This window comes from Pseudomonas sp. CCOS 191, from assembly GCF_001007005.1.
GTDB classification, from domain to species: domain Bacteria; phylum Pseudomonadota; class Gammaproteobacteria; order Pseudomonadales; family Pseudomonadaceae; genus Aquipseudomonas; species Aquipseudomonas soli.
Window position 1 is genome coordinate 4,643,211 of record NZ_LN847264.1, and the last position, 16,744, is coordinate 4,659,954.

20 protein-coding genes and 1 pseudogene are annotated in these 16,744 nt (G+C 63.2%); 2 read left to right on the forward strand and 19 right to left on the reverse strand.

All coding sequences use genetic code 11. From position 1 onward, the window contains the following. Nucleotides 1-86 precede the first annotated feature (86 nt). Nucleotides 87-797 (reverse strand): tRNA-uridine aminocarboxypropyltransferase, encoded by a 711-nt coding sequence (locus tag CCOS191_RS20660; protein WP_046856782.1) that lies wholly within the window; start codon nt 795-797, stop codon nt 87-89. A gap of 214 nt (nt 798-1,011) precedes the next feature. Between CCOS191_RS20660 and CCOS191_RS20665 the strand changes: the two genes are divergently transcribed. Further along, a complete protein-coding gene (locus CCOS191_RS20665; protein WP_046856783.1) occupies nt 1,012-1,431 on the forward strand; it encodes a quorum-sensing-regulated virulence factor family protein in 420 nt (139 codons plus the stop codon). Between the two features lies 1 nt (nt 1,432). Here CCOS191_RS20665 and CCOS191_RS20670 read toward each other — a convergent pair whose 3' ends face one another. Then, nucleotides 1,433-1,639, reverse strand: coding sequence for a hypothetical protein (locus CCOS191_RS20670; RefSeq protein WP_046857890.1), 207 nt, complete (start codon nt 1,637-1,639; stop codon nt 1,433-1,435). A 304-nt stretch (nt 1,640-1,943) separates the two neighbouring features. Between CCOS191_RS20670 and CCOS191_RS20675 the strand changes: the two genes are divergently transcribed. Continuing rightward, nucleotides 1,944-3,062 (forward strand): LOG family protein, encoded by a 1,119-nt coding sequence (locus CCOS191_RS20675; protein WP_046856784.1) that lies wholly within the window; start codon nt 1,944-1,946, stop codon nt 3,060-3,062. A gap of 69 nt (nt 3,063-3,131) precedes the next feature. Here CCOS191_RS20675 and recX read toward each other — a convergent pair whose 3' ends face one another. From recX to CCOS191_RS20755, 17 genes and pseudogenes are all read right to left on the reverse strand, one after another. Continuing rightward, the gene (recX, locus tag CCOS191_RS20680) at nt 3,132-3,602 is read right to left on the reverse strand and encodes a recombination regulator RecX (RefSeq protein ID WP_046856785.1); all 471 of its coding nucleotides are present in this window, start codon (nt 3,600-3,602) and stop codon (nt 3,132-3,134) included. A 9-nt stretch (nt 3,603-3,611) separates the two neighbouring features. Continuing rightward, nucleotides 3,612-4,688: a recombinase RecA gene (gene recA, locus CCOS191_RS20685; protein WP_028690616.1), complete on the reverse strand. Its 1,077-nt coding sequence runs from the start codon at nt 4,686-4,688 to the stop codon at nt 3,612-3,614. 104 nt (nt 4,689-4,792) lie between these two features. Continuing rightward, nucleotides 4,793-5,275, reverse strand: a complete 483-nt coding sequence (locus CCOS191_RS20690) for a CinA family protein (RefSeq protein ID WP_046856786.1) — start codon at nt 5,273-5,275, stop codon at nt 4,793-4,795. A gap of 59 nt (nt 5,276-5,334) precedes the next feature. Further along, a complete protein-coding gene (locus CCOS191_RS20695; protein WP_046857891.1) occupies nt 5,335-5,796 on the reverse strand; it encodes a lysis system i-spanin subunit Rz in 462 nt (153 codons plus the stop codon). Between the two features lie 32 nt (nt 5,797-5,828). Continuing rightward, complete coding sequence (locus CCOS191_RS20700) at nt 5,829-6,380, reverse strand: glycoside hydrolase family 19 protein (RefSeq protein ID WP_046856787.1); 552 nt, start codon at nt 6,378-6,380, stop codon at nt 5,829-5,831. Beyond that, nucleotides 6,367-6,576, reverse strand: a complete 210-nt coding sequence (locus tag CCOS191_RS20705; RefSeq protein ID WP_046856788.1) for a Com family DNA-binding transcriptional regulator — start codon at nt 6,574-6,576, stop codon at nt 6,367-6,369. The genes CCOS191_RS20700 and CCOS191_RS20705 overlap by 14 nt, the downstream gene beginning before the upstream one ends. 92 nt (nt 6,577-6,668) lie before the next feature. Then, nucleotides 6,669-7,703: a phage late control D family protein gene (locus CCOS191_RS20710; RefSeq protein ID WP_046856789.1), complete on the reverse strand. Its 1,035-nt coding sequence runs from the start codon at nt 7,701-7,703 to the stop codon at nt 6,669-6,671. A 16-nt stretch (nt 7,704-7,719) separates the two neighbouring features. Beyond that, entirely contained in the window at nt 7,720-7,926 is a 207-nt protein-coding gene (locus CCOS191_RS20715) for a tail protein X (protein ID WP_046856790.1), read from the reverse strand. Continuing rightward, the gene (locus tag CCOS191_RS20720) at nt 7,901-8,746 is read right to left on the reverse strand and encodes a phage tail protein (RefSeq protein WP_046856791.1); all 846 of its coding nucleotides are present in this window, start codon (nt 8,744-8,746) and stop codon (nt 7,901-7,903) included. The genes CCOS191_RS20715 and CCOS191_RS20720 overlap by 26 nt, the downstream gene beginning before the upstream one ends. Nucleotides 8,747-8,755: 9 nt before the next feature. Further along, nucleotides 8,756-11,050: a hypothetical protein gene (locus CCOS191_RS28065; RefSeq protein WP_046856792.1), complete on the reverse strand. Its 2,295-nt coding sequence runs from the start codon at nt 11,048-11,050 to the stop codon at nt 8,756-8,758. Between the two features lie 125 nt (nt 11,051-11,175). Next, nucleotides 11,176-11,478 carry a phage tail assembly protein gene (locus CCOS191_RS20730; protein WP_046856793.1) on the reverse strand — a complete coding sequence of 101 codons (303 nt, stop codon included), beginning with the start codon at nt 11,476-11,478 and terminating at the stop codon, nt 11,176-11,178. Nucleotides 11,479-11,490: 12 nt separating this feature from the next. Then, complete coding sequence (locus CCOS191_RS20735) at nt 11,491-12,000, reverse strand: phage major tail tube protein (protein ID WP_023628885.1); 510 nt, start codon at nt 11,998-12,000, stop codon at nt 11,491-11,493. Between the two features lie 13 nt (nt 12,001-12,013). Beyond that, nucleotides 12,014-13,180 (reverse strand): phage tail sheath subtilisin-like domain-containing protein, encoded by a 1,167-nt coding sequence (locus tag CCOS191_RS20740; RefSeq protein ID WP_046856794.1) that lies wholly within the window; start codon nt 13,178-13,180, stop codon nt 12,014-12,016. Nucleotides 13,181-13,258: 78 nt separating this feature from the next. Continuing rightward, the gene (locus CCOS191_RS27665; RefSeq protein ID WP_046856795.1) at nt 13,259-13,687 is read right to left on the reverse strand and encodes a phage tail assembly chaperone; all 429 of its coding nucleotides are present in this window, start codon (nt 13,685-13,687) and stop codon (nt 13,259-13,261) included. An 8-nt stretch (nt 13,688-13,695) separates the two neighbouring features. Continuing rightward, on the reverse strand, nt 13,696-14,937 hold the full coding sequence (locus tag CCOS191_RS28810; RefSeq protein WP_442963676.1) for a gp53-like domain-containing protein: 1,242 nt from the start codon (nt 14,935-14,937) through the stop codon (nt 13,696-13,698). Nucleotides 14,938-15,075: 138 nt separating this feature from the next. Beyond that, a pseudogene (locus tag CCOS191_RS28480) lies at nt 15,076-16,143 on the reverse strand (phage tail protein); the annotation flags it as partial. Then, nucleotides 16,136-16,744 (reverse strand): phage tail protein I, encoded by a 609-nt coding sequence (locus CCOS191_RS20755; protein WP_046856796.1) that lies wholly within the window; start codon nt 16,742-16,744, stop codon nt 16,136-16,138. The pseudogene CCOS191_RS28480 and the gene CCOS191_RS20755, both read right to left, overlap by 8 nt.

The window sequence follows — 16,744 nt, forward strand, 5'->3', positions numbered from 1 at the left end:
GGTCAAGCCAATTGCCCGGTCGTCCCCGCCTACCCTGGCTGCCAGCCCCGACAGTATGTACCAATCCGCCGCGCCTGCCCCTTGGACTATAGGAAGGTATGCAAACGCTGGTGGACCTCGTCCTGCTCATCCAGCGCCAGGCGCCGCTTGCCGCTGAGGTAGTGCAGGCTGAACACATCCAGGTAGGCATCCAGGGCCTGCGAGGCCTGGCTGTCGCCGGCCAGTTCCAGACACATGGCGGCGACTTCGGCGGTACAGAAGTGGTCGTCACGCTTGGAGCGGCGCAGGCGGTAGCGCGACATCTGCTCGGCCTGCAGGCTCAACACCGGGAAACGGTCGAGGTAGGGGCTCTTGCGGAACATCTTGCGCGCCTCGGTCCAGGTGGCGTCGAGCAGGATGAACAGCGGGCGCTTGCCCGGTTCACGCACCACCTCGCTGACTACACGGTCCTCTTTGACGAACTCGCCGGGGAAGACGATATAAGGCTGCCAGCGCGGATCGTCCAGCAATGCCAGCAGGCCTTCGTCCACCGAAGTACGCAGCCAGCCGAAGGCTGAAGTGTCCTCGATCACGTCGGCAATCAGCCACCCCGTGTTGGTCGGCTTCAGTGGCTCAGTGTCATGCATCAGCAGGCACATGCCAGCTTCTGCCGGCACCCGCGGTTTCCACGCGCACAGGCAGTGCGTGGCGATCACCCGGCAATCCGGGCAGCGCTCGGCTCGCGAGCCGCGGGCGACAAAGGGTTTGATGCTGCGCGCCAGGCGCTCGGCGCGCAGCCGCGCTACCGCGTGGCTCATGGCTGCAGGCCTTGGCAGGAAGATGGAAGGGGCACGACGACGACTCGGTAAAAACAAAATGCGAGTCTACCAGAGCGTACGTCATTTGCCGTGCAGCCCTTACGGCCGCTCCTTTATAATCAGCGGCTCAGGCGGCCGGGGAACCCCAGCAGTTTCATGGAACGCCGCCCGCCGGCGCAGGTCAAAGCGCCAGTCATCGAACCAGGAGAGATTCATGCTGCGTCTTATCGTCCCGACCCTGAGCCTGTTGCTCGCCCTGCCCCTGGCCGCCCAGGCTGCCTCCAAGCAGGAATACGAGTTGACCCAGATGCTGCAGAAGGTCGCCAAGGAAAGCAGCGTCGGTACCCCCCGGGCCATCAACGAAGACATCCTCGACCAGGGCTATACCGTCGAAGGCAAGGCGCTGGTCAATCACCTGAGCGTGCGCCAGGAGCATGCGCAGGGCATGCAGGCCAACCCCGCACAGGTGCGCAGCCAGCTGGGTGACAGCGTTTGCCGTAACAATGGTTACCGTCAGCTGATGTCCAAGGGCGCGGTGATGGTCTACCGCTTCACCGTGTACAAGACCAACCAACCGGTCATGGACCAGGCGTTCGACGCTGCCAGCTGCGCGGCTGGCAACAAGAAAAAGTGATTCAGGCCAGCTGATCGCTGTCTCTGGCGCGACGCTGCTCATCATCGGCGCGCAACTCGGCCAACAGGGCCAGCAGGTAAGGCGAGTGCCCCTCGCCCCCCTGCAGCCGACGCAAGCACTCCCCCTCCAGGCTCAGGTGATGAACCTTCGCCTCGCGCTCGAGCAACTGCAACAGTTGCCCGTCCACCTCGATCACCAGCCGGTGCATACCGCCACCTCGCTGCATCACTCTTCCGCCTCCAGTTAACCAAAGCGCTGCCATCATCGGATCCAGTCTGACAGGCGGTATCGCACGCCTGTGGCGGCACGAGTGCGCCCCAGCGTCTAGATTGATAACGAGTACCCATAACAACGACAACGCGATGGAACTGCCACTGCAACAATGGCCTTGAAGGCCTACTGCAACGCTCGGGGGGCACACTCGAGCCACAGCAGCCAGCGACACACGCAGTGTCGCGGCCGGGACCTGCCATCGACCCGGTCAGAGGTTTTGCTGCAGAAGGAGACGTTGAATGCCTTACCAATCGAACGAGCTGCTGTTCAACCATTTCAGGGACCACGGCATCGACCTGAGCAAGATCGACGAGCAACTGCAACTGGTTGCCCCGAACAGCCCCAACCTGCCGCTGTACCGCGACATGCTGCTGACCGTGCTGCGCATGGCCCACGACGACCGCAACCGCTGGAACGCCAAGATCACCCTGCAGGCCCTGCGTGAACTCGACCATTCGTTCCGCACCCTCGAGCATTACAAGGGGCGACGCAAAGTTACCGTGTTCGGTTCGGCACGAACGCCGTTGGAGCACCCCATGTATGCGCTGGCCCGGGAGCTCGGCGCAACGCTGGCACGTTCCGACCTGATGGTAATCACCGGCGCCGGCGGTGGCATCATGGCCGCCGCCCACGAAGGCGCCGGCAGCGATCACAGCCTGGGCTTCAACATCACCTTACCCTTCGAGCAGCATGCCAATGCCACCGTCAATGGCACCGACAAGCTGCTGCCGTTCCATTTCTTCTTCATTCGCAAGCTGTTCTTCGTCAAGGAGGCCGATGCGCTGGTGCTCTGCCCGGGAGGCTTCGGCACCCTCGACGAGGCGCTGGAAGTGCTGACCCTGATCCAGACCGGCAAGAGCCCGCTGGTTCCGATGGTGCTGCTCGACTCGCCCGGTGGCAGTTTCTGGCAGGACGCCCTGGCCTTCATCAGCCGCCAACTGGAAGAAAACCGCTACATCCTGCCCAGCGACCTCAAGCTGGTGCGCCTGGTGCACAGTGCCGACGAGGCGGTGGAGGAAATCAACCAGTTCTACAGCAACTACCACTCCAGCCGATGGCTGAAGAACCAGTTCGTCATCCGCATGCATCACCCCTTGAGCGAGGCCGCGCTGCATGACGTGGAGGAAGGCTTTGCCGACCTGCGCCTGAGCGGCAGGTATCACCAGCAGCCTGACAGTGGCGCGGAGCACGAAGAAGGCAACTTCAGCCACCTGACACGCCTGACCTTCGCCTTCAACGGCCGTGACCAGGGTCGCCTGCGCGAACTGGTGGACTTCATCAACCTGTCGGAGAACTGGGCCAAACCCCAGCCAATGCACACCACCCAACGAGCCCGGGAAGCCCTGCGGGTGAACTGAACGCAAAATGGCCCACATGGCTGGCCCCGGTCGGGGTCAGCCATGTGGGCCATCAATGCTGGTTACGCTTCAATAATCGTCAAGATCGCGCCCGCTGAGCAGCCGGCCGATCATTTCCATGGAAAACCCACGGTAGGCGAGAAAGCGCGTTTGCTGTGCACGGCTGCGTGGATCATGGGGAAGTTGCCCTGAGAACTTGCGCTGCCACACCTCTTTCAACCGCAACGCCCAGTCCACTTCGCTGTCACGCAGTGCCTGGTCGATATCGCCTCGGTCCAGACCTCGCTGGCCAAGTTCCTCACGGATACGCCCAGGGCCATAGCCTGAGCCGGAACGATAGCGTATGAAGCTTTCAAGGTAGCGGGCCTCGCTGAGCAGACCCTCCTCGGCAAGCCGATCAAGCTCGGGCTCGATCAACTCATCGGTAGCGCCGCGTTGACGCAACTTGCGGGTCAGCTCCACGCGACCATGCTCGCGGCGCGCGAGCAGGTCCATGGCTGTCCGCCGAACGGCGACGGGGGTGTCGAGTACGACGGACATGGAGGCAGATCAATAACCGGCGTCGGCGTCAGCCAGATCATCGGCATCGGCTTCGGCGGCACCGGCCTTGGCGGCCGCTGCTGCAGCGGCGGCGGCACCGGCGGTCAGCAGCTTGTCGCGAATCTGCTTCTCGATCTCGCTACCAATGGCCGGGTTCTCTTGCAGGTACTTGGCGGCGTTGGCCTTGCCCTGACCGATCTTGTTGCCCTGGTAGCTGTACCAGGCACCGGACTTTTCAACCAGGCCCTGGGAAACACCCAGGTCGATGATTTCGCCGTTGCGGTAGATGCCCTTGCCGTAGAGGATCTGGAACTCGGCCTGACGGAACGGCGGCGAGACCTTGTTCTTGACGATCTTGACGCGGGTTTCGCTACCGACCACCTCATCGCCTTCCTTGACCGCGCCGGTACGGCGAATGTCCAGGCGCACGGAGGCGTAGAACTTCAAGGCGTTACCGCCGGTGGTGGTTTCCGGGCTACCGAACATCACGCCGATCTTCATACGGATCTGGTTGATGAAGATGACCAGGCAGTTGGCGTTCTTGATGTTACCGGTGATCTTGCGCAGCGCCTGGGACATCAGACGGGCCTGCAGGCCGACGTGCATGTCGCCCATCTCGCCTTCGATCTCGGCCTTGGGCACCAGCGCGGCCACGGAGTCGACGATGATCACGTCGACGGCGTTGGAGCGCACCAGCATGTCGGTGATTTCCAGGGCCTGCTCGCCGGTGTCCGGCTGCGAGACCAGCAGGTCGTCGACGTTGACGCCCAGCTTGCCGGCGTACTCAGGGTCAAGGGCGTGCTCGGCGTCGACGAAGGCGCAGGTGGCGCCGTTCTTCTGGGCTTCGGCGATGACCGACAGGGTCAGCGTGGTTTTACCCGAGGATTCCGGGCCGTAGATCTCGACGATACGGCCCTTGGGCAGGCCGCCAATGCCCAGGGCGATGTCCAGGCCCAGCGAACCGGTGGAGATGGCGGGGATCGCCTGGCGCTCGTGGTCGCCCATGCGCATGACCGCGCCTTTGCCGAATTGGCGTTCGATCTGACCCAGGGCCGCAGCCAAGGCGCGCTTCTTGTTGTCGTCCATTGAAATCCTCACGTGTTCGACGTGGCCCTGACGGCCGGAATAACTGTATAAGTAGCCAGTATTATTCCACAGCGATTCGTTTCCGCAAACCCCCGTCGGGCGAATTACTCCGCGCCAAGCTGTAACAAGCCGTCTAACGCGGCGATCACCGTCTGTCGGCGCACCGCTTCGCGGTCACCTTCGAAGTGGCGGCGCTCGCTGCTCAGGTGGTCGCCGTCGGCCCAGGCCAGCCACACCGTGCCCACCGGCTTGGCCGCTGAACCGCCGTCGGGGCCAGCCACGCCGCTGACCGCGACCGCAAAGCGCGCACCACTGGCAGCCTGGGCGCCGCGTACCATGGCCTCGACCACCTCCTGGCTGACCGCGCCCACCTCGGCGAACAACACCTCGGGTACACCTAGCTGGCGGGTTTTCTGGGTATTCGAGTAGGTGACGTAGCCGGCCTCGAACCAGGCCGAACTGCCGGGGATACGGGTGATGGCCTCGGCGATGCCGCCGCCGGTGCAGGACTCGGCGGTGGTCACCTGGGCATTGAAGCGCCGCAGATGTTCGCCCAGGCGGGTGGAGAGAACAGTGATCGGGTCCATGATGGGCTCCTGGCAAGACTGCGCCCTACCCTACCACTCCCACCCCTTCTGGCAAGCGCTCAGGGGGCCAGGGCACGGATATAGGCCTGGCACGCCCGCAAGGCGATCAGTCCACGGTCGCCGTCGTCGGTGATGGCGATAATTCGTCGAGCATGCGCCGGGTCAAGTCGGGCGCGTACGGGGCCATGATCCACGCCGCCGGGGCGGGTGGCGGCAGGCACTGGGGCACAGGCGGTGTCGCGCTCGACCAGGACCGACAGGCGCAGATCGGCAGTAGCAAGGCGGTCACGCAGGCGAGCCTGAGTGTGCTGGGCATCGGTCAACTCCTGGAAATGTTTCGCTTCAGTGTCCTGCAGGCGCTGCTCCAGGCCCTGGCGCTGCTCGCGCTCGGCCAGCAGCATGCCGTGCAGCGCCTCGGCCTGGTCCAGCCGCTGCTGCACCAGCGCTTGTTCCTGTGCGGCCAGCTGGCGACCAAGGCGCCAGCCCTGCGCCTGCCAGGCCCCGGCAGCGGACAACACCATCAGCCCGACGCAAGCCGCCAGTTGCAGGCGGCTCAGCACAGCACCTCCCGCGCCCGCGCCCACAGTTCGAGGCGTTCGGACAAGCCGTTCAGGCCGCCATTGATATGCCGGGTGATGCGGTTGAACTCACCCTGGTCGGCCAGGGCGTTGAGCCCACGCGAGTGCCAGAACCAAGCCGCCGATTCGCACGCCCAGCGCGGCTGCTCGAGCATCTGCGGTTGCGCCAGCAGGCGCTCGTCACCGAACAACGCACGGCTGCAAGCCTGGTAGTTGTTGCGCCCGGTCACCTGGATCAGGCCACGGCCGCAATAGCGCTGGCCGTCACCGTCGGCTTCGGGCGTATTGCCCAGGCGCAGGGCCAGGCTGCCGGTATCGTAGCGGGCCAGGTACTTGTCGCTGCCCAGTTCCTTCACATAGCGCAATTGGCCGGACTCATGACCGACCTGAGCCAGGAACGCGGCAACACGCTTGGGGTGGTCGATCTCCCAGTTGGCCATGGCCGTGTTCAGCGCCGGCAGAAACGCGGCGACGCGTTGGCCGGCGAGCGGGTAGATCTGCTTGAGTTGCTGTTCAGTGAGCGACATCGGCGCATTCTCCATTGCGATCGGATCGAACGGCGGCCAGTGCCGCCAGTGGCTCGCTCATGGGCGATGGCTCGAAGCGCGCGGCTTTCACATGATTCAAGGTACGGCAGCGGCCGCACTTGATCTGGAGCTCGGAAACCGGGGTGATGCGGGCCAGCAGCTTGCGGCACTGGCCACAGCGAAGGTCGATGAACATATGACGGTGATCCTGAAGCGGATTGAGTAGCAAGAAGCGACTATAGGAAGCGCGTTTGCCCGCAGGCACCGGGAAACCGTCTCCACCTAGCCTCAGGCCTTGAGCATCCCCGCCCGTCTGGGCGCGGAGCCCTTGGCCCTGGCCTTGCCCTGGCGCCCACCATTGCATTGCACGGTGGTGCGCCAGCCACTGCTGCTGAACACCTGCTCGACCGACTCGATCAGGTAAAGGCCATCGAGCCCGGCGAGGAAGCCCTGGACATCGATGGCGCGCTCGGCGAACAGGTCGGTGCGCCCAGGCATGTCCAGGCGTACGCTGGCAGTGTCGCGGTTGAAGCTGGCCAGCCGGGCACGGGCGGCCTGTTCCGCCGCCGCGCGGTTGGGGTACAGGTGACGGTCGGTGTAGACCGGCTGCAGGCCGTCCGGGGCATCGCCATTGACCAGTTCCACCGCCTGCAGGCGGCCGCTGGCGCTGTCCTGGTGACGGGTCCTGACGGCCTTGTGGGTGCTCTTGTCGGCCAGGCGGAACTGCCACTGGCTGACCTGGTTGCGTGTAATACCCACCACATCCAGAGGCTTGCCACTGGCGCTGTGCCCGCCCTGGCGCGGCAGCACCAGCAGTTGCCCATTGGCGAGCTTGGCGGTGCAGTCGTGCTGGCGCGCCAGGCGGGTGACGAAGTTGAAGTCCGACTCGCTGTATTGATCGACCCGCGGCACCTGCACGGCCACCGGGCACACCGCCTGCCAACCGTTGCGGGCGCCGATCTCGGCGACGATGCGCTGCAGCGTCGTATTCTCCCAGCTGCCGCTGCGGATGGTCTTGCCGCTGCCGCGCAGGTCGCTGGCCTTGCCACGGATCACCAGGGTGTCTGGCGGGCCCGACAGCTCGACCTCATCGACGGTGTAGCGGCCCAGGCGGCTCAAAGGCTGGCCGGCGTAGCCCAGGTGCACCTCCAGCAACGCGCCCCTGGCCGGCAGCGCCACGTTGCCGTCACGGGCATCGATGCGCAGTTCGAATTCGTCCGACTCGAGGCCAGGTTTATCGGTGGTTCGCAGCAGCAGCAGACGGTCGTTGATCAGGTTGGTGATGTCGTTGCCGTCGGCGGTGATACGGAATTGGGGTTGCACGATTGAGGCTCCGATTTCAGTCCCACAGTTGCAAGGTTTCGCTCGCCGTCATCGGCAGTTCCGGCAACAGGATCCTCACCCCGGCGCGAAACGGCTGCGCCTCGTTCGCCAGCCCCTGGTTGGCATCCAGCACGGCCTCGACCGTGCCGGTAAGATGGCCGTAATAGTGCTGGCAGAGGGTGTCGAGCAGGTCGCCCTCAGACGTTGTGCAGGTCTTGGCCATAGCTCACGAACTCCAGTGAAAAACCTTGTTTGCGCGGAATACCGCCGGCCAGCAGGACACTTTGCTCCTCCTCGATGCTGGTCAGGCACCAGGTGCCGAGCACCTCGCCGTAGCCAGTGGTCAACGACAGCGGCAGCAGCTGGCGGCCAATGCTGCGCAGCGCCTGCAACTGGCCGAGGCCACCCTTGAAACCCGGGAAGATCGCCCCGCGAATGCTGATGGTCTCTTCACCCAGGCTCACCGCCTGCTGCGCGGTGTCGCGGCTCAGCCGTTCCTGGCCGGCCCAGCGGAAGCGGGTCTGCCGGCGCAACTGGTCGAAGGCGGCGGTGTCGAGGTTGAAGTAGTACGGCGCTGAACCGGCCTTGAGTGGTTGCATCACCAACAGGTGGGGGAATGGCTTGACCGCTTCGGCCGCTGGCGTCGCCTCGGGCGCGAAGCCCAGCGTCGACAGCACGCCGCTCACGGTCGAACGCACCTCCCCCACCACCCGGCGGATCGCTGCCCCGGCCTTGGCGGCATGGGCGGCGAAACCGTCGATGCGATCACGCACCTGGCGTACCACCGCCACCGCCTGGTCGTACTTGGCCACCACCTTGGCGACCCTGGCCTGGGCATTGTTGATCGCACGCATCGTGCGCTGGAGCTTGGCACCGATGACCGGACCAACCACCGGCAAACCTTCCAGTTCACCCACGGCGCCTTGTATATGGCCGATCGCGTCGTTCATCGGATCGAGCATGGCGTCGGCACGCCGACGCCCTGCCTCTCCCGCCTTGACCAGGGCGTGCAGCGTGGCTTGCAGCTGCTCCAGATAGGTCATGGATCCTCCTTAAAGTGCGATGTGTGGGGTGTCGGCCAACTGCGCAGAACGGGCCTGGCGCATCAGCTCTTCCAGCTGACGACGGGCGATGGCCTCCAGCTGTTGCAACACGGAAGGGTCATCGAGGCTGTTGCTGAAGGTGACCGGCATGTTGGCGGTGAAGGTGAACTGCTGGTTGATTGGCGCGGGTGGGACCGCTGGCGTTGCCGTCGCTACCGGCGGCGCGGGTAACGGCGGCTGTGCTGCAGGGCTATCCATTGCCCGTACTGCCTCCCCCAGGCTCGGCTTGGCGGCAGGCTCTTCCTTGCCCGAACCCAGCGCCTTGCCCAGCCAGCCGCCAATACTTTCACCTCCCATGCTGCCCAGCACGCCACCGATCAGGCCACCGATCGCGGTGCCAATCACCGGTACCACCGAGCCGATGGCAGCACCTGCCGCAGCACCGGCCAAACCGCCTCCCAGGCCACCAGCGGCGGTGCCATAACCCTCAAGTTTCTGCTCGGGCGAGGCATCGCTGTTGTAGGTCTCGGCAAGTTGCAGGCCGGTGTCGAGCAAGGCGGCACCTGGGATGCGCCTGAACACTCGCCTTGCCACCGAGGCGCTGGCATTACCGGCCCCTGCCCTGCCCGTCAGGCCGGTGAACGCAGTCCCGGCGAGCCCGACCGCGCTGGCTGGCGATGCAGCGGCTGGAGGGCTGTCCGGGACAGCTTCCTGGGCCTCGAAGAAGGCTGCCTCGTCCTCAGCTTCGTCGACCTCTTCTTCCTCCTCCTCTTCCTCCGGTTCCTCGACATCGTCACTGGCTTTAGGCATGCGAGTGACAGCGGCAGGAATCTTGGTCTTATCGGCAGAAGCATCGTTGGCGGCTGGCTTGTCGGAGAACAAGCCATGGAGCGTCTTGCCAGCCAGGCCGCCGAGACCTTCGCCGATCATCTCGCCGATCTCACCGCCGTACTTCTGGATCTGCTTGTTCTTGGTCAGGCCGCCCAGGAGCTCCGCTCCCAGATTGCCGAGTACGCCTCCAAGGGCTGCACCTGCGGCCTCGGCCTTGTCCTCGCCCTTATCCTTGAGCATGGCCAGGCCAAGCTTGGTGGCACCCTTGGCGGCGGCCTTGCCACCGTTCTCCCGCAGACCGCTAGTGATCTCGGTGCGTCGCTCGGGAGATTGCCCTTGGTAGGTCCGCGCGCCCCAGGCGGCAAACGCGGTGCCACCCAGCGCACCTGCCGCGATCAATCCGCCCTTCATGATCTCCCGAGCACCATTGGCGGAGCCCTCGGGGGGGAGCTCTTGAGCTGCAGCAACGCTCTCGAGTGCGGCGCTTCGGGCCTCTCCTGGCGGTGTGGCGGTACCCTCGGGCGTATCGACAGAACGTTGCGCTGAAGCATCGGCCCCAGCCTGTTCCGTGCCTGAGGCATCGTTGGCGGCGGGCGTATCGGAGAACCAGCCGAAAACCGTCTTGCCGATCAACCCACCGACGCCTTCGCCGATCATTTCGCCGATCTCACCGCCGTACTTCTGGATCTGCTTGTTTCTGGTCAGGCCGCCCAGCAGCTCCGCTCCCAGATTGCCGAGTACGCCTCCAAGGGCTGCACCTGCGGCCTCGGCCTTGTCCTCGCCCTTATCCTTGAGCATGGCCAAGCCAAGCTTGGTGACGCCCTTGGCCGCCGCCTTGCCACCGTTCTCCTTCAGGCCCTTGGTGATCTCGCTGCGTCTTTCCGGCGTTCGGCTTTGATAGTACGAACGTGCTCCCCAGGCAGCGCCAGCGGCGACACCGACAGTACCGGCACCTACCGCTCCAGCCTTGAGCACCGTCAAACCCGCATTCGCCGACTCCAGAGGCACACGCCCCTGCTCCGCACTGCGCGCCTCGGGCGGATCACCCCGGGCCGGCCTTGGCGTGGGGCTCGTCCCCTCCAGCAAGGCTGCCTTGCGCTGCGCCAATGTGGGAACTGCTGATTCCTTGGTGACGACCGCACTCGAGGCCACCACCATCGCACGCAGTTCCAACGGTTTGCGTCCAAGTGACAGATACAGCCTGCGCAAGCGCTCGACCTCATTCCCCTCACGACGCAATCGCTCGATCTGCGCCTCATGGGCTCCTGCCTGGTCGTTATCCAGCCGCCTTTCGGCCTGGTCCACCTTGTCCAGTTCGAGCCCCAGGCGGATGACCTCGCCGATCAACCGCCCGAGCCGGGTACCATCCACTTGCCTGCGCAGGTGCTCGACCTGAACACGCAAGCGCTCGGCGGACCTGCCCAACGCCTGGTTGCTGGTGACGCCGAGGGTGAACAGCTGTGTGTTCGCCATGGGTTCCTCCTTGTCACTCCGCCAGCCACCAGACCATGTCGCTGTACGACATGGTCATGATCTCGCTGGCGGAAAAGTTCAGCTCCTTGGCCAGCCGCCTGGCGGCGGCCTTCTGCCGGGCAGGGTCAAACCTCGTCGTCCTGCACCAGGCGAAAATAGCCGGTCTGCAGGCGGCTGTAGTCCTTCAGGGCAAGGCCTTCGAGGTCCTTGACGCCGACTTCGGCGAGCGAGGCGAACAGGTTCAGTTCGCGCTGCTCGTCGTCAACTGCGCCGCCAGCTTGGGCGTTGCGGATATCACGCACCGTCGGTGCACGCAGCGACAGGCTGTCGACCTGCACGCCATTGGCTTCGCTGGGGCGCGACAGGCGCACGGTCACACGCTCGGCGTTGACGGTCAGCCATTGCGGCAGTTTCTTCGCTTGAGCCATCGAGCGTTCTCCTTAAAGACCCAGGGCGGCGCGCTGGGCGGCCAGTTGGTCGACACCGTCGATCACCCGCTTCATGCCCAAGGCGTCGATTTCGTAGACCAGGCGGCCATCGACTTCGAGCTTGTAGTAGGTGACGGCGACGCTGTGCTTGATCTCGGCCTTGTCGCCGGACTTCCAGTCGCCCATGTCGATCTCTTTCAGCGAACCGCGCAGGGTGACGATGACCGGGTTGATCTTGCCCTTGAGGCCCTTGAAGGCACCGCGGAAGGTGCCGTTGAAGGCGGTGCCGTCGGCCAGACCGAAGAACTTCAGCGACTCGCGACGCACGCCGGTGGTGGTGAAGGCGGCTTCCTGCTTCTCCATGCCCTGGTCCATCTCGACGGGCATGTCCATGCCGCCGGGGCGGTGCTCTTCCATCTTCAGGGTGAGCTTGGGCAGGGTCAGGCTAGGCACATCGCCTTGGAAGCTGACGCCATCGACGAACAGGTTCAGGTTGGCCAGTGTTTCGGGAATCATTGCCATGTAGGTGCGCTCCTTAAGCGGCGGAATCGAGGACTTCGGTCAGCCACTGGTTGGTGACTTCGACGCGGAAATTGGGGTTTTCGGCAGGCGGCACATCGGTGAAGCGGATGTTCCAGTACACCTTGCCCTGCTCCAGCTGGCTGGCGGTGTTCAGTTCCGGGTCGGCGAAGACCTCGAAGTTGATGATCGCGCCCTGGTTCTTCAGATCGCGCATGAAGGCCTGCAGGCCCTCGGTGACGTCCTTGACGTAGGTGGCGGTGATGGAGCGGTCGACGGCCCACTTGTGGCCGTAGAGAATCGCGTCCATGACGATGTCCATGGTCCGCACGCGGGTGACGAAGGCCCATTTCGGGTCGCTCGACAGGGTGCGGTTGCCCCACAGGCGGAAGCCGTCGTCGCGGATGATGGTGGCGATGTTGGCGTTGTTCAGCAGGTTGGCGCGGCAGGTATCGTCGCCATCGAGGAACTCCACGGCACGGGTGGTGCCGGTGATGCCGACGAACTCCTTGTTCGACGGCGACGCCCAGAAGCCGTACTCGCGGTCGGTATAGGCGAACAGGCCGGCGACCCAGGCCGAGCCCGGCGCGTCGACGGTGGCCTCTGCGGCGTTGTCCCAGTAGCGCACACCCGGATCGACCAGGAAGGCACGCTTGGCGCCAAAATTCTTGGCGTAGGCGATGGCCGCTTCGTCGGTGGTGTTGGGGCCGTCGATGATGGCAATGGCGCGCAGCTTGTCGGCCAGGGCTACCAGGGCGGTACCGACAGCCTGGGTGGCGCTGTGCTTGGGGGTGACCAGCAGGCGCGGCTGGGCGTTGAAACGGCTCTTGCCGTCGAGCAGCGCTTGCAGGCCGGTGCGCTTGCCGTCGGCCAGCACGTTGCCGATGATCGCCGAGGTCTGCTCGGCGGCGTCTTCGAGCTTGGCCACGCCGCAGGCGACGATAACCGCCTTGGCGCGGCTGTAGATGGCGCGGCAGGCCTTGGTGATCGCCGCGTCCTGGCCGAACGCCGCGACCGCTTCGCGCTCGCTGGTGATCAGCACCAGGTCATTGGCCTTGGCGGTGACGCCCGGGCCTTCGGTGAAAGTGTCGACCAGGCCGATGATCGAGGACGACGGCAGCGCGATGCTGCGGGCGCCGGTGTCGACGTTGGTAACGGTTACGCCGTGGAAGAATCCACTCATAAAGACTCCTGATATGAAAAAGCCCCGCTTAGCGGGGCTGAAATTAGTACTGCAGAAAACGTCTTGAGAGGCAGGACGTTAAGAAAATGCGCTGGATAACCAGCCCGGTACGAGAGGACGATGCTCAATCAGTGGAAACTGAACAGACTCTGGCCAATTGCGAAGCGTTCTACGATAAGCCTGAAGTTCAGAGTACTGGGAAGGGGACAGAGTAGTTTCCATGTGATCATCCAGTTCGTCCCGATGCCGGGATACCAGACCATCAGTCAATGCGAGTTGCGCGTCACGCCATTCTCGCTCTGCCGATGCCAACGTCCCTGAAGGTATTTCAGGTTCCGCTATCACTGGAAAGCCGTTGCTATCAGAAATTAGCACTTTCCCATCCGCCGCCGCAGATATCAAAGCCGAATAATTATCCTCGCTGATTTCCATGGCATCCGCCGGCATGCTCGTACCATTGACGTCATGAACATACAACCCGCCAGTTGCTGCTGAATAGAAAAACATTATTCCTCCTATCTCCCGATGGCAAACCAATAGATTGTTTGATACCCACCAACCCCCACAGGCACGGCACTTTCAACCCGAATTGTTGAAGTATTCAAATATCCCGCACCACAGCGACCTGCTGCCCCCCCAAGGCCATAGGTATAAGAACAGACAACTGCTATACCTTGGTTTGGAAAAGTTACCGGAAGGGTTACATCCAAAGTTCCGACTGCCGGAACCACGGCAACCCCCCATTGCTGAATCATCCCATTAGGATTTTTAGCCCAGCCATTAGCTGAAAGCTGTGAACTGTAGTCGGCGGTATTTGATAGCCCACCAGCAATCACCGCGTAGGTGTGGTCGGCATTGCAAATCAACATCAAAGGAGGTTCGTTGGAACGAATCGTGACGTTGTCATAGGACCGGGAACCGATGGCTATATAGCCTCCGGCCACAGCTGGTTTATGAACGGTAATGGTGCCATTCCCCGACCCCACGGAGAGACAGAACACAGACCCCTTTGGAATGCCCGAGGATGGGAGCACTAAGCTGGCATTCCATGTCGGGGCACCTCCACCATCCATGTAAACCATTCGCCCGACCTCGGCTATGGTCAAGGTGGAGCCCGAGGGTAAGCCCACAGAAGTGGAAGGGAATGTCAGTCCCATTTCCTTGACGAATTGGGTAGTTGCCAACTGAGTCGAGATGTTTCCACGCGCAGGCGTCGGCGCAGTGGGATTTCCAGTAAACATTGGATTATCGGTGGGAGCGAGGATTCGCCAAGCTGACCACTTCGACTCGTTGGACATGGACCTGATGGCGCGCAACACGGGGTCATCCGCGAGACCTGACTGTCCTGATGTCAAAGTTTGAGTCAGATAGTTCTTATCGTTGTAGCCATCCACGACCAGAGAAAAGCGTCGCGAGCCACTGATCCATCCAGCCGGAAGGTTTAGCACTCCTGCCATTGGTGTAAGGTAGTTGCCAGGCACGGTGTACCTGTTCAAGTCCACCTCATTATTGGCAATGGCCATACCTAAGCCATAAGCACCAGATGTGACCATACGCCCTGGTGTACGGTCCATCTGCGAATCAAGTTTTGGTGTATTAAGTCCGTCCCACAGTTGGCCCCAGGCACTCCATTTGCCGTTGGCCAAACGCGATCGCTTAAAGGTCAGTCCACCCGGTGTTTCGCCGACTCCACTGGTAACAGTCTCCCAAAGTTGTAAAGCTGACTTCTCAGCATCGCGTTCGAAATGAAACAGCATGCCACCCACCAACGCCTCTCCCGCGTATACCGGAAAAGCTCCCGAGGTGACAGTGGTCGATATGTAAAGCCCTGTTTCGATAATCTCATCGATACTGCCTGCCCATACGGACGCAACACTGGTCGCCAGCCCATACCGCGCAAGTACATTGCGTACGAACGCAGTAGTAGCGATAGAAGTATCGTTATCATTTGTCGCCGGTGTAGGTGCCTTTGGATCACCGCTGAACGAGGGGCTTGCTTGCGGCGCTTTTAGCGCGAGCGCATTATCTAGCTGAGATTTGGTATATACATCGGTCAACCCGTATCCCGCTACCGTGGTCGGGTTGGTCGCGGCAATCACTCGTCCGTACTTGTCTACTGTGACACTACGATAAGTTCCCACCGACACACCGCTACGGCCAAAGGCCATTTCATAACTCTGGGCACTGACACCCAACGTAGTCGGCCCATCACTGACCAACTGCCAAGCGCTGTCGCTGTTAACCGTACCTTTCTCGACCAGCACCAGCAGGCCTGCCGTAACCTTGGCATCGCTGTCGGCATCGTTGCAGCGCGTCCAAGCACCTGCAGCCACCAGGTAGAGACCATTGTCCTTGGCCGCCGTCTGATCCTTGACCAGCACCCGGGTCCCCGCCTGCAGTGCAACTCCATCGATGGTCTGCAGCCCACTCAAGGTAATCGCCGCTGTGGTCGCTACCTGCACCGAATGCTTGAAGTCCTGCCGCGCCAGCTCTTCGGTGACCCATTCACGGGTGGCCAGCACCACCGCCGGATCGATCTTCAGTTGCACATTGCTGGCACTGCTGACGATCAGGTTCATACGCACCACCTGGGTACGCCCCGAGCCCTGGCTGAGCAACGGCTTATAGGTCGGCGCGCAGTTGGCCACGGCGACCATGTCGCCATCGGCGTCGTACAACGCGATCTCGCGGATCCACTTGCCGCCGACATCCGCCGGGATGACCTGCTCGGCGACGATGATCGCGCTGTTCTTGTCGTCCACCTTCAGCTGGTTCAGCGGCGCGCGGCGCCATTCATTGATCAGGCTGGTCTGGGTGGCGTTGGGGGTGGGGTCGGCGCCGTTGGCGTCGCCCACGCCCATCTGGGTGATTTTCCACGGGATGCCCAAGGCATCCGCGTTGGCCTGTTTCGCCGCGCCCACGTTGGTGAGGATGGCGTAGAACTGGGAATTCTGGTCAACCATGTGCAATGTCCAAGGTATCGATTGTGTGTTCCCGGCCGCCGCGGCCGATGGCGCCACTGACGATCAGGTCAGGCGGTGCCGGCGGGTAGACGTCGAGTTCGTCGCCGTCCTGCAGCGTGCAGCCGAAGTAGAGGGCGCCACGGCTCTCGAGGCTGATCGCCAGCCCCGTCATGTGGCGGCTGACCGGCCGGGCGTCGTCGATCAGCGACGACAGTTCGTTGTAGGTTTCCTCGCTGATGCCGGTGTCGGTCACCCCGACCTTCAGCGCAAAGGTCCCCGGCACCCCGGCCGGCTGGGTCTGCCACCATTCCTGCACCTCGATCAGGTAGCCGAACGGTTCGACCACCCGCCGCAGGGCGCCGAGGGTGCCCTTGTGGGCGTGGACGAAGAACGCCGAGCGGATCACCGAGCGCTTGATCGCCTCGCTCCAGCTATCGTCCCAGCGGTCCACCGACCAGGCCCAGGCCAGTTGGTAGAGCAGGTGCGCCGGGCAGGTGTCGGGGTTGTAGAGGGTGCGCAGGGCAGCCTTGAGGTCTTCGTCGGCAGCCACCTCGATGGCCCGTTCCAGCGGCGTGCGGTTGAGCGGCAGAAGACTCTGCAT

Coding starts and splice junctions, on each gene's coding strand:
- CCOS191_RS20665 (WP_046856783.1), top strand. CDS start 1,012: ATGCTGCGTCTTATCGTCCCGACCCTGAGCCTGTTGCTCGCCCTGCCC.
- CCOS191_RS20735 (WP_023628885.1), bottom strand. CDS start 12,000: ATGGCAATGATTCCCGAAACACTGGCCAACCTGAACCTGTTCGTCGAT.
- CCOS191_RS28065 (WP_046856792.1), bottom strand. CDS start 11,050: ATGGCGAACACACAGCTGTTCACCCTCGGCGTCACCAGCAACCAGGCG.
- CCOS191_RS20700 (WP_046856787.1), bottom strand. CDS start 6,380: ATGTCGCTCACTGAACAGCAACTCAAGCAGATCTACCCGCTCGCCGGC.
- CCOS191_RS20670 (WP_046857890.1), bottom strand. CDS start 1,639: ATGCACCGGCTGGTGATCGAGGTGGACGGGCAACTGTTGCAGTTGCTC.
- CCOS191_RS20755 (WP_046856796.1), bottom strand. CDS start 16,744: ATGCAGAGTCTTCTGCCGCTCAACCGCACGCCGCTGGAACGGGCCATC.
- recA (WP_028690616.1), bottom strand. CDS start 4,688: ATGGACGACAACAAGAAGCGCGCCTTGGCTGCGGCCCTGGGTCAGATC.
- CCOS191_RS20715 (WP_046856790.1), bottom strand. CDS start 7,926: ATGGCCAAGACCTGCACAACGTCTGAGGGCGACCTGCTCGACACCCTC.
- recX (WP_046856785.1), bottom strand. CDS start 3,602: ATGTCCGTCGTACTCGACACCCCCGTCGCCGTTCGGCGGACAGCCATG.
- CCOS191_RS20690 (WP_046856786.1), bottom strand. CDS start 5,275: ATGGACCCGATCACTGTTCTCTCCACCCGCCTGGGCGAACATCTGCGG.
- CCOS191_RS27665 (WP_046856795.1), bottom strand. CDS start 13,687: ATGTTTTTCTATTCAGCAGCAACTGGCGGGTTGTATGTTCATGACGTC.
- CCOS191_RS20660 (WP_046856782.1), bottom strand. CDS start 797: ATGAGCCACGCGGTAGCGCGGCTGCGCGCCGAGCGCCTGGCGCGCAGC.
- CCOS191_RS20705 (WP_046856788.1), bottom strand. CDS start 6,576: ATGTTCATCGACCTTCGCTGTGGCCAGTGCCGCAAGCTGCTGGCCCGC.
- CCOS191_RS28810 (WP_442963676.1), bottom strand. CDS start 14,937: ATGCTGTTTCATTTCGAACGCGATGCTGAGAAGTCAGCTTTACAACTT.
- CCOS191_RS20695 (WP_046857891.1), bottom strand. CDS start 5,796: ATGGTGTTGTCCGCTGCCGGGGCCTGGCAGGCGCAGGGCTGGCGCCTT.
- CCOS191_RS20730 (WP_046856793.1), bottom strand. CDS start 11,478: ATGGCTCAAGCGAAGAAACTGCCGCAATGGCTGACCGTCAACGCCGAG.
- CCOS191_RS20720 (WP_046856791.1), bottom strand. CDS start 8,746: ATGACCTATCTGGAGCAGCTGCAAGCCACGCTGCACGCCCTGGTCAAG.
- CCOS191_RS20740 (WP_046856794.1), bottom strand. CDS start 13,180: ATGAGTGGATTCTTCCACGGCGTAACCGTTACCAACGTCGACACCGGC.
- CCOS191_RS20675 (WP_046856784.1), top strand. CDS start 1,944: ATGCCTTACCAATCGAACGAGCTGCTGTTCAACCATTTCAGGGACCAC.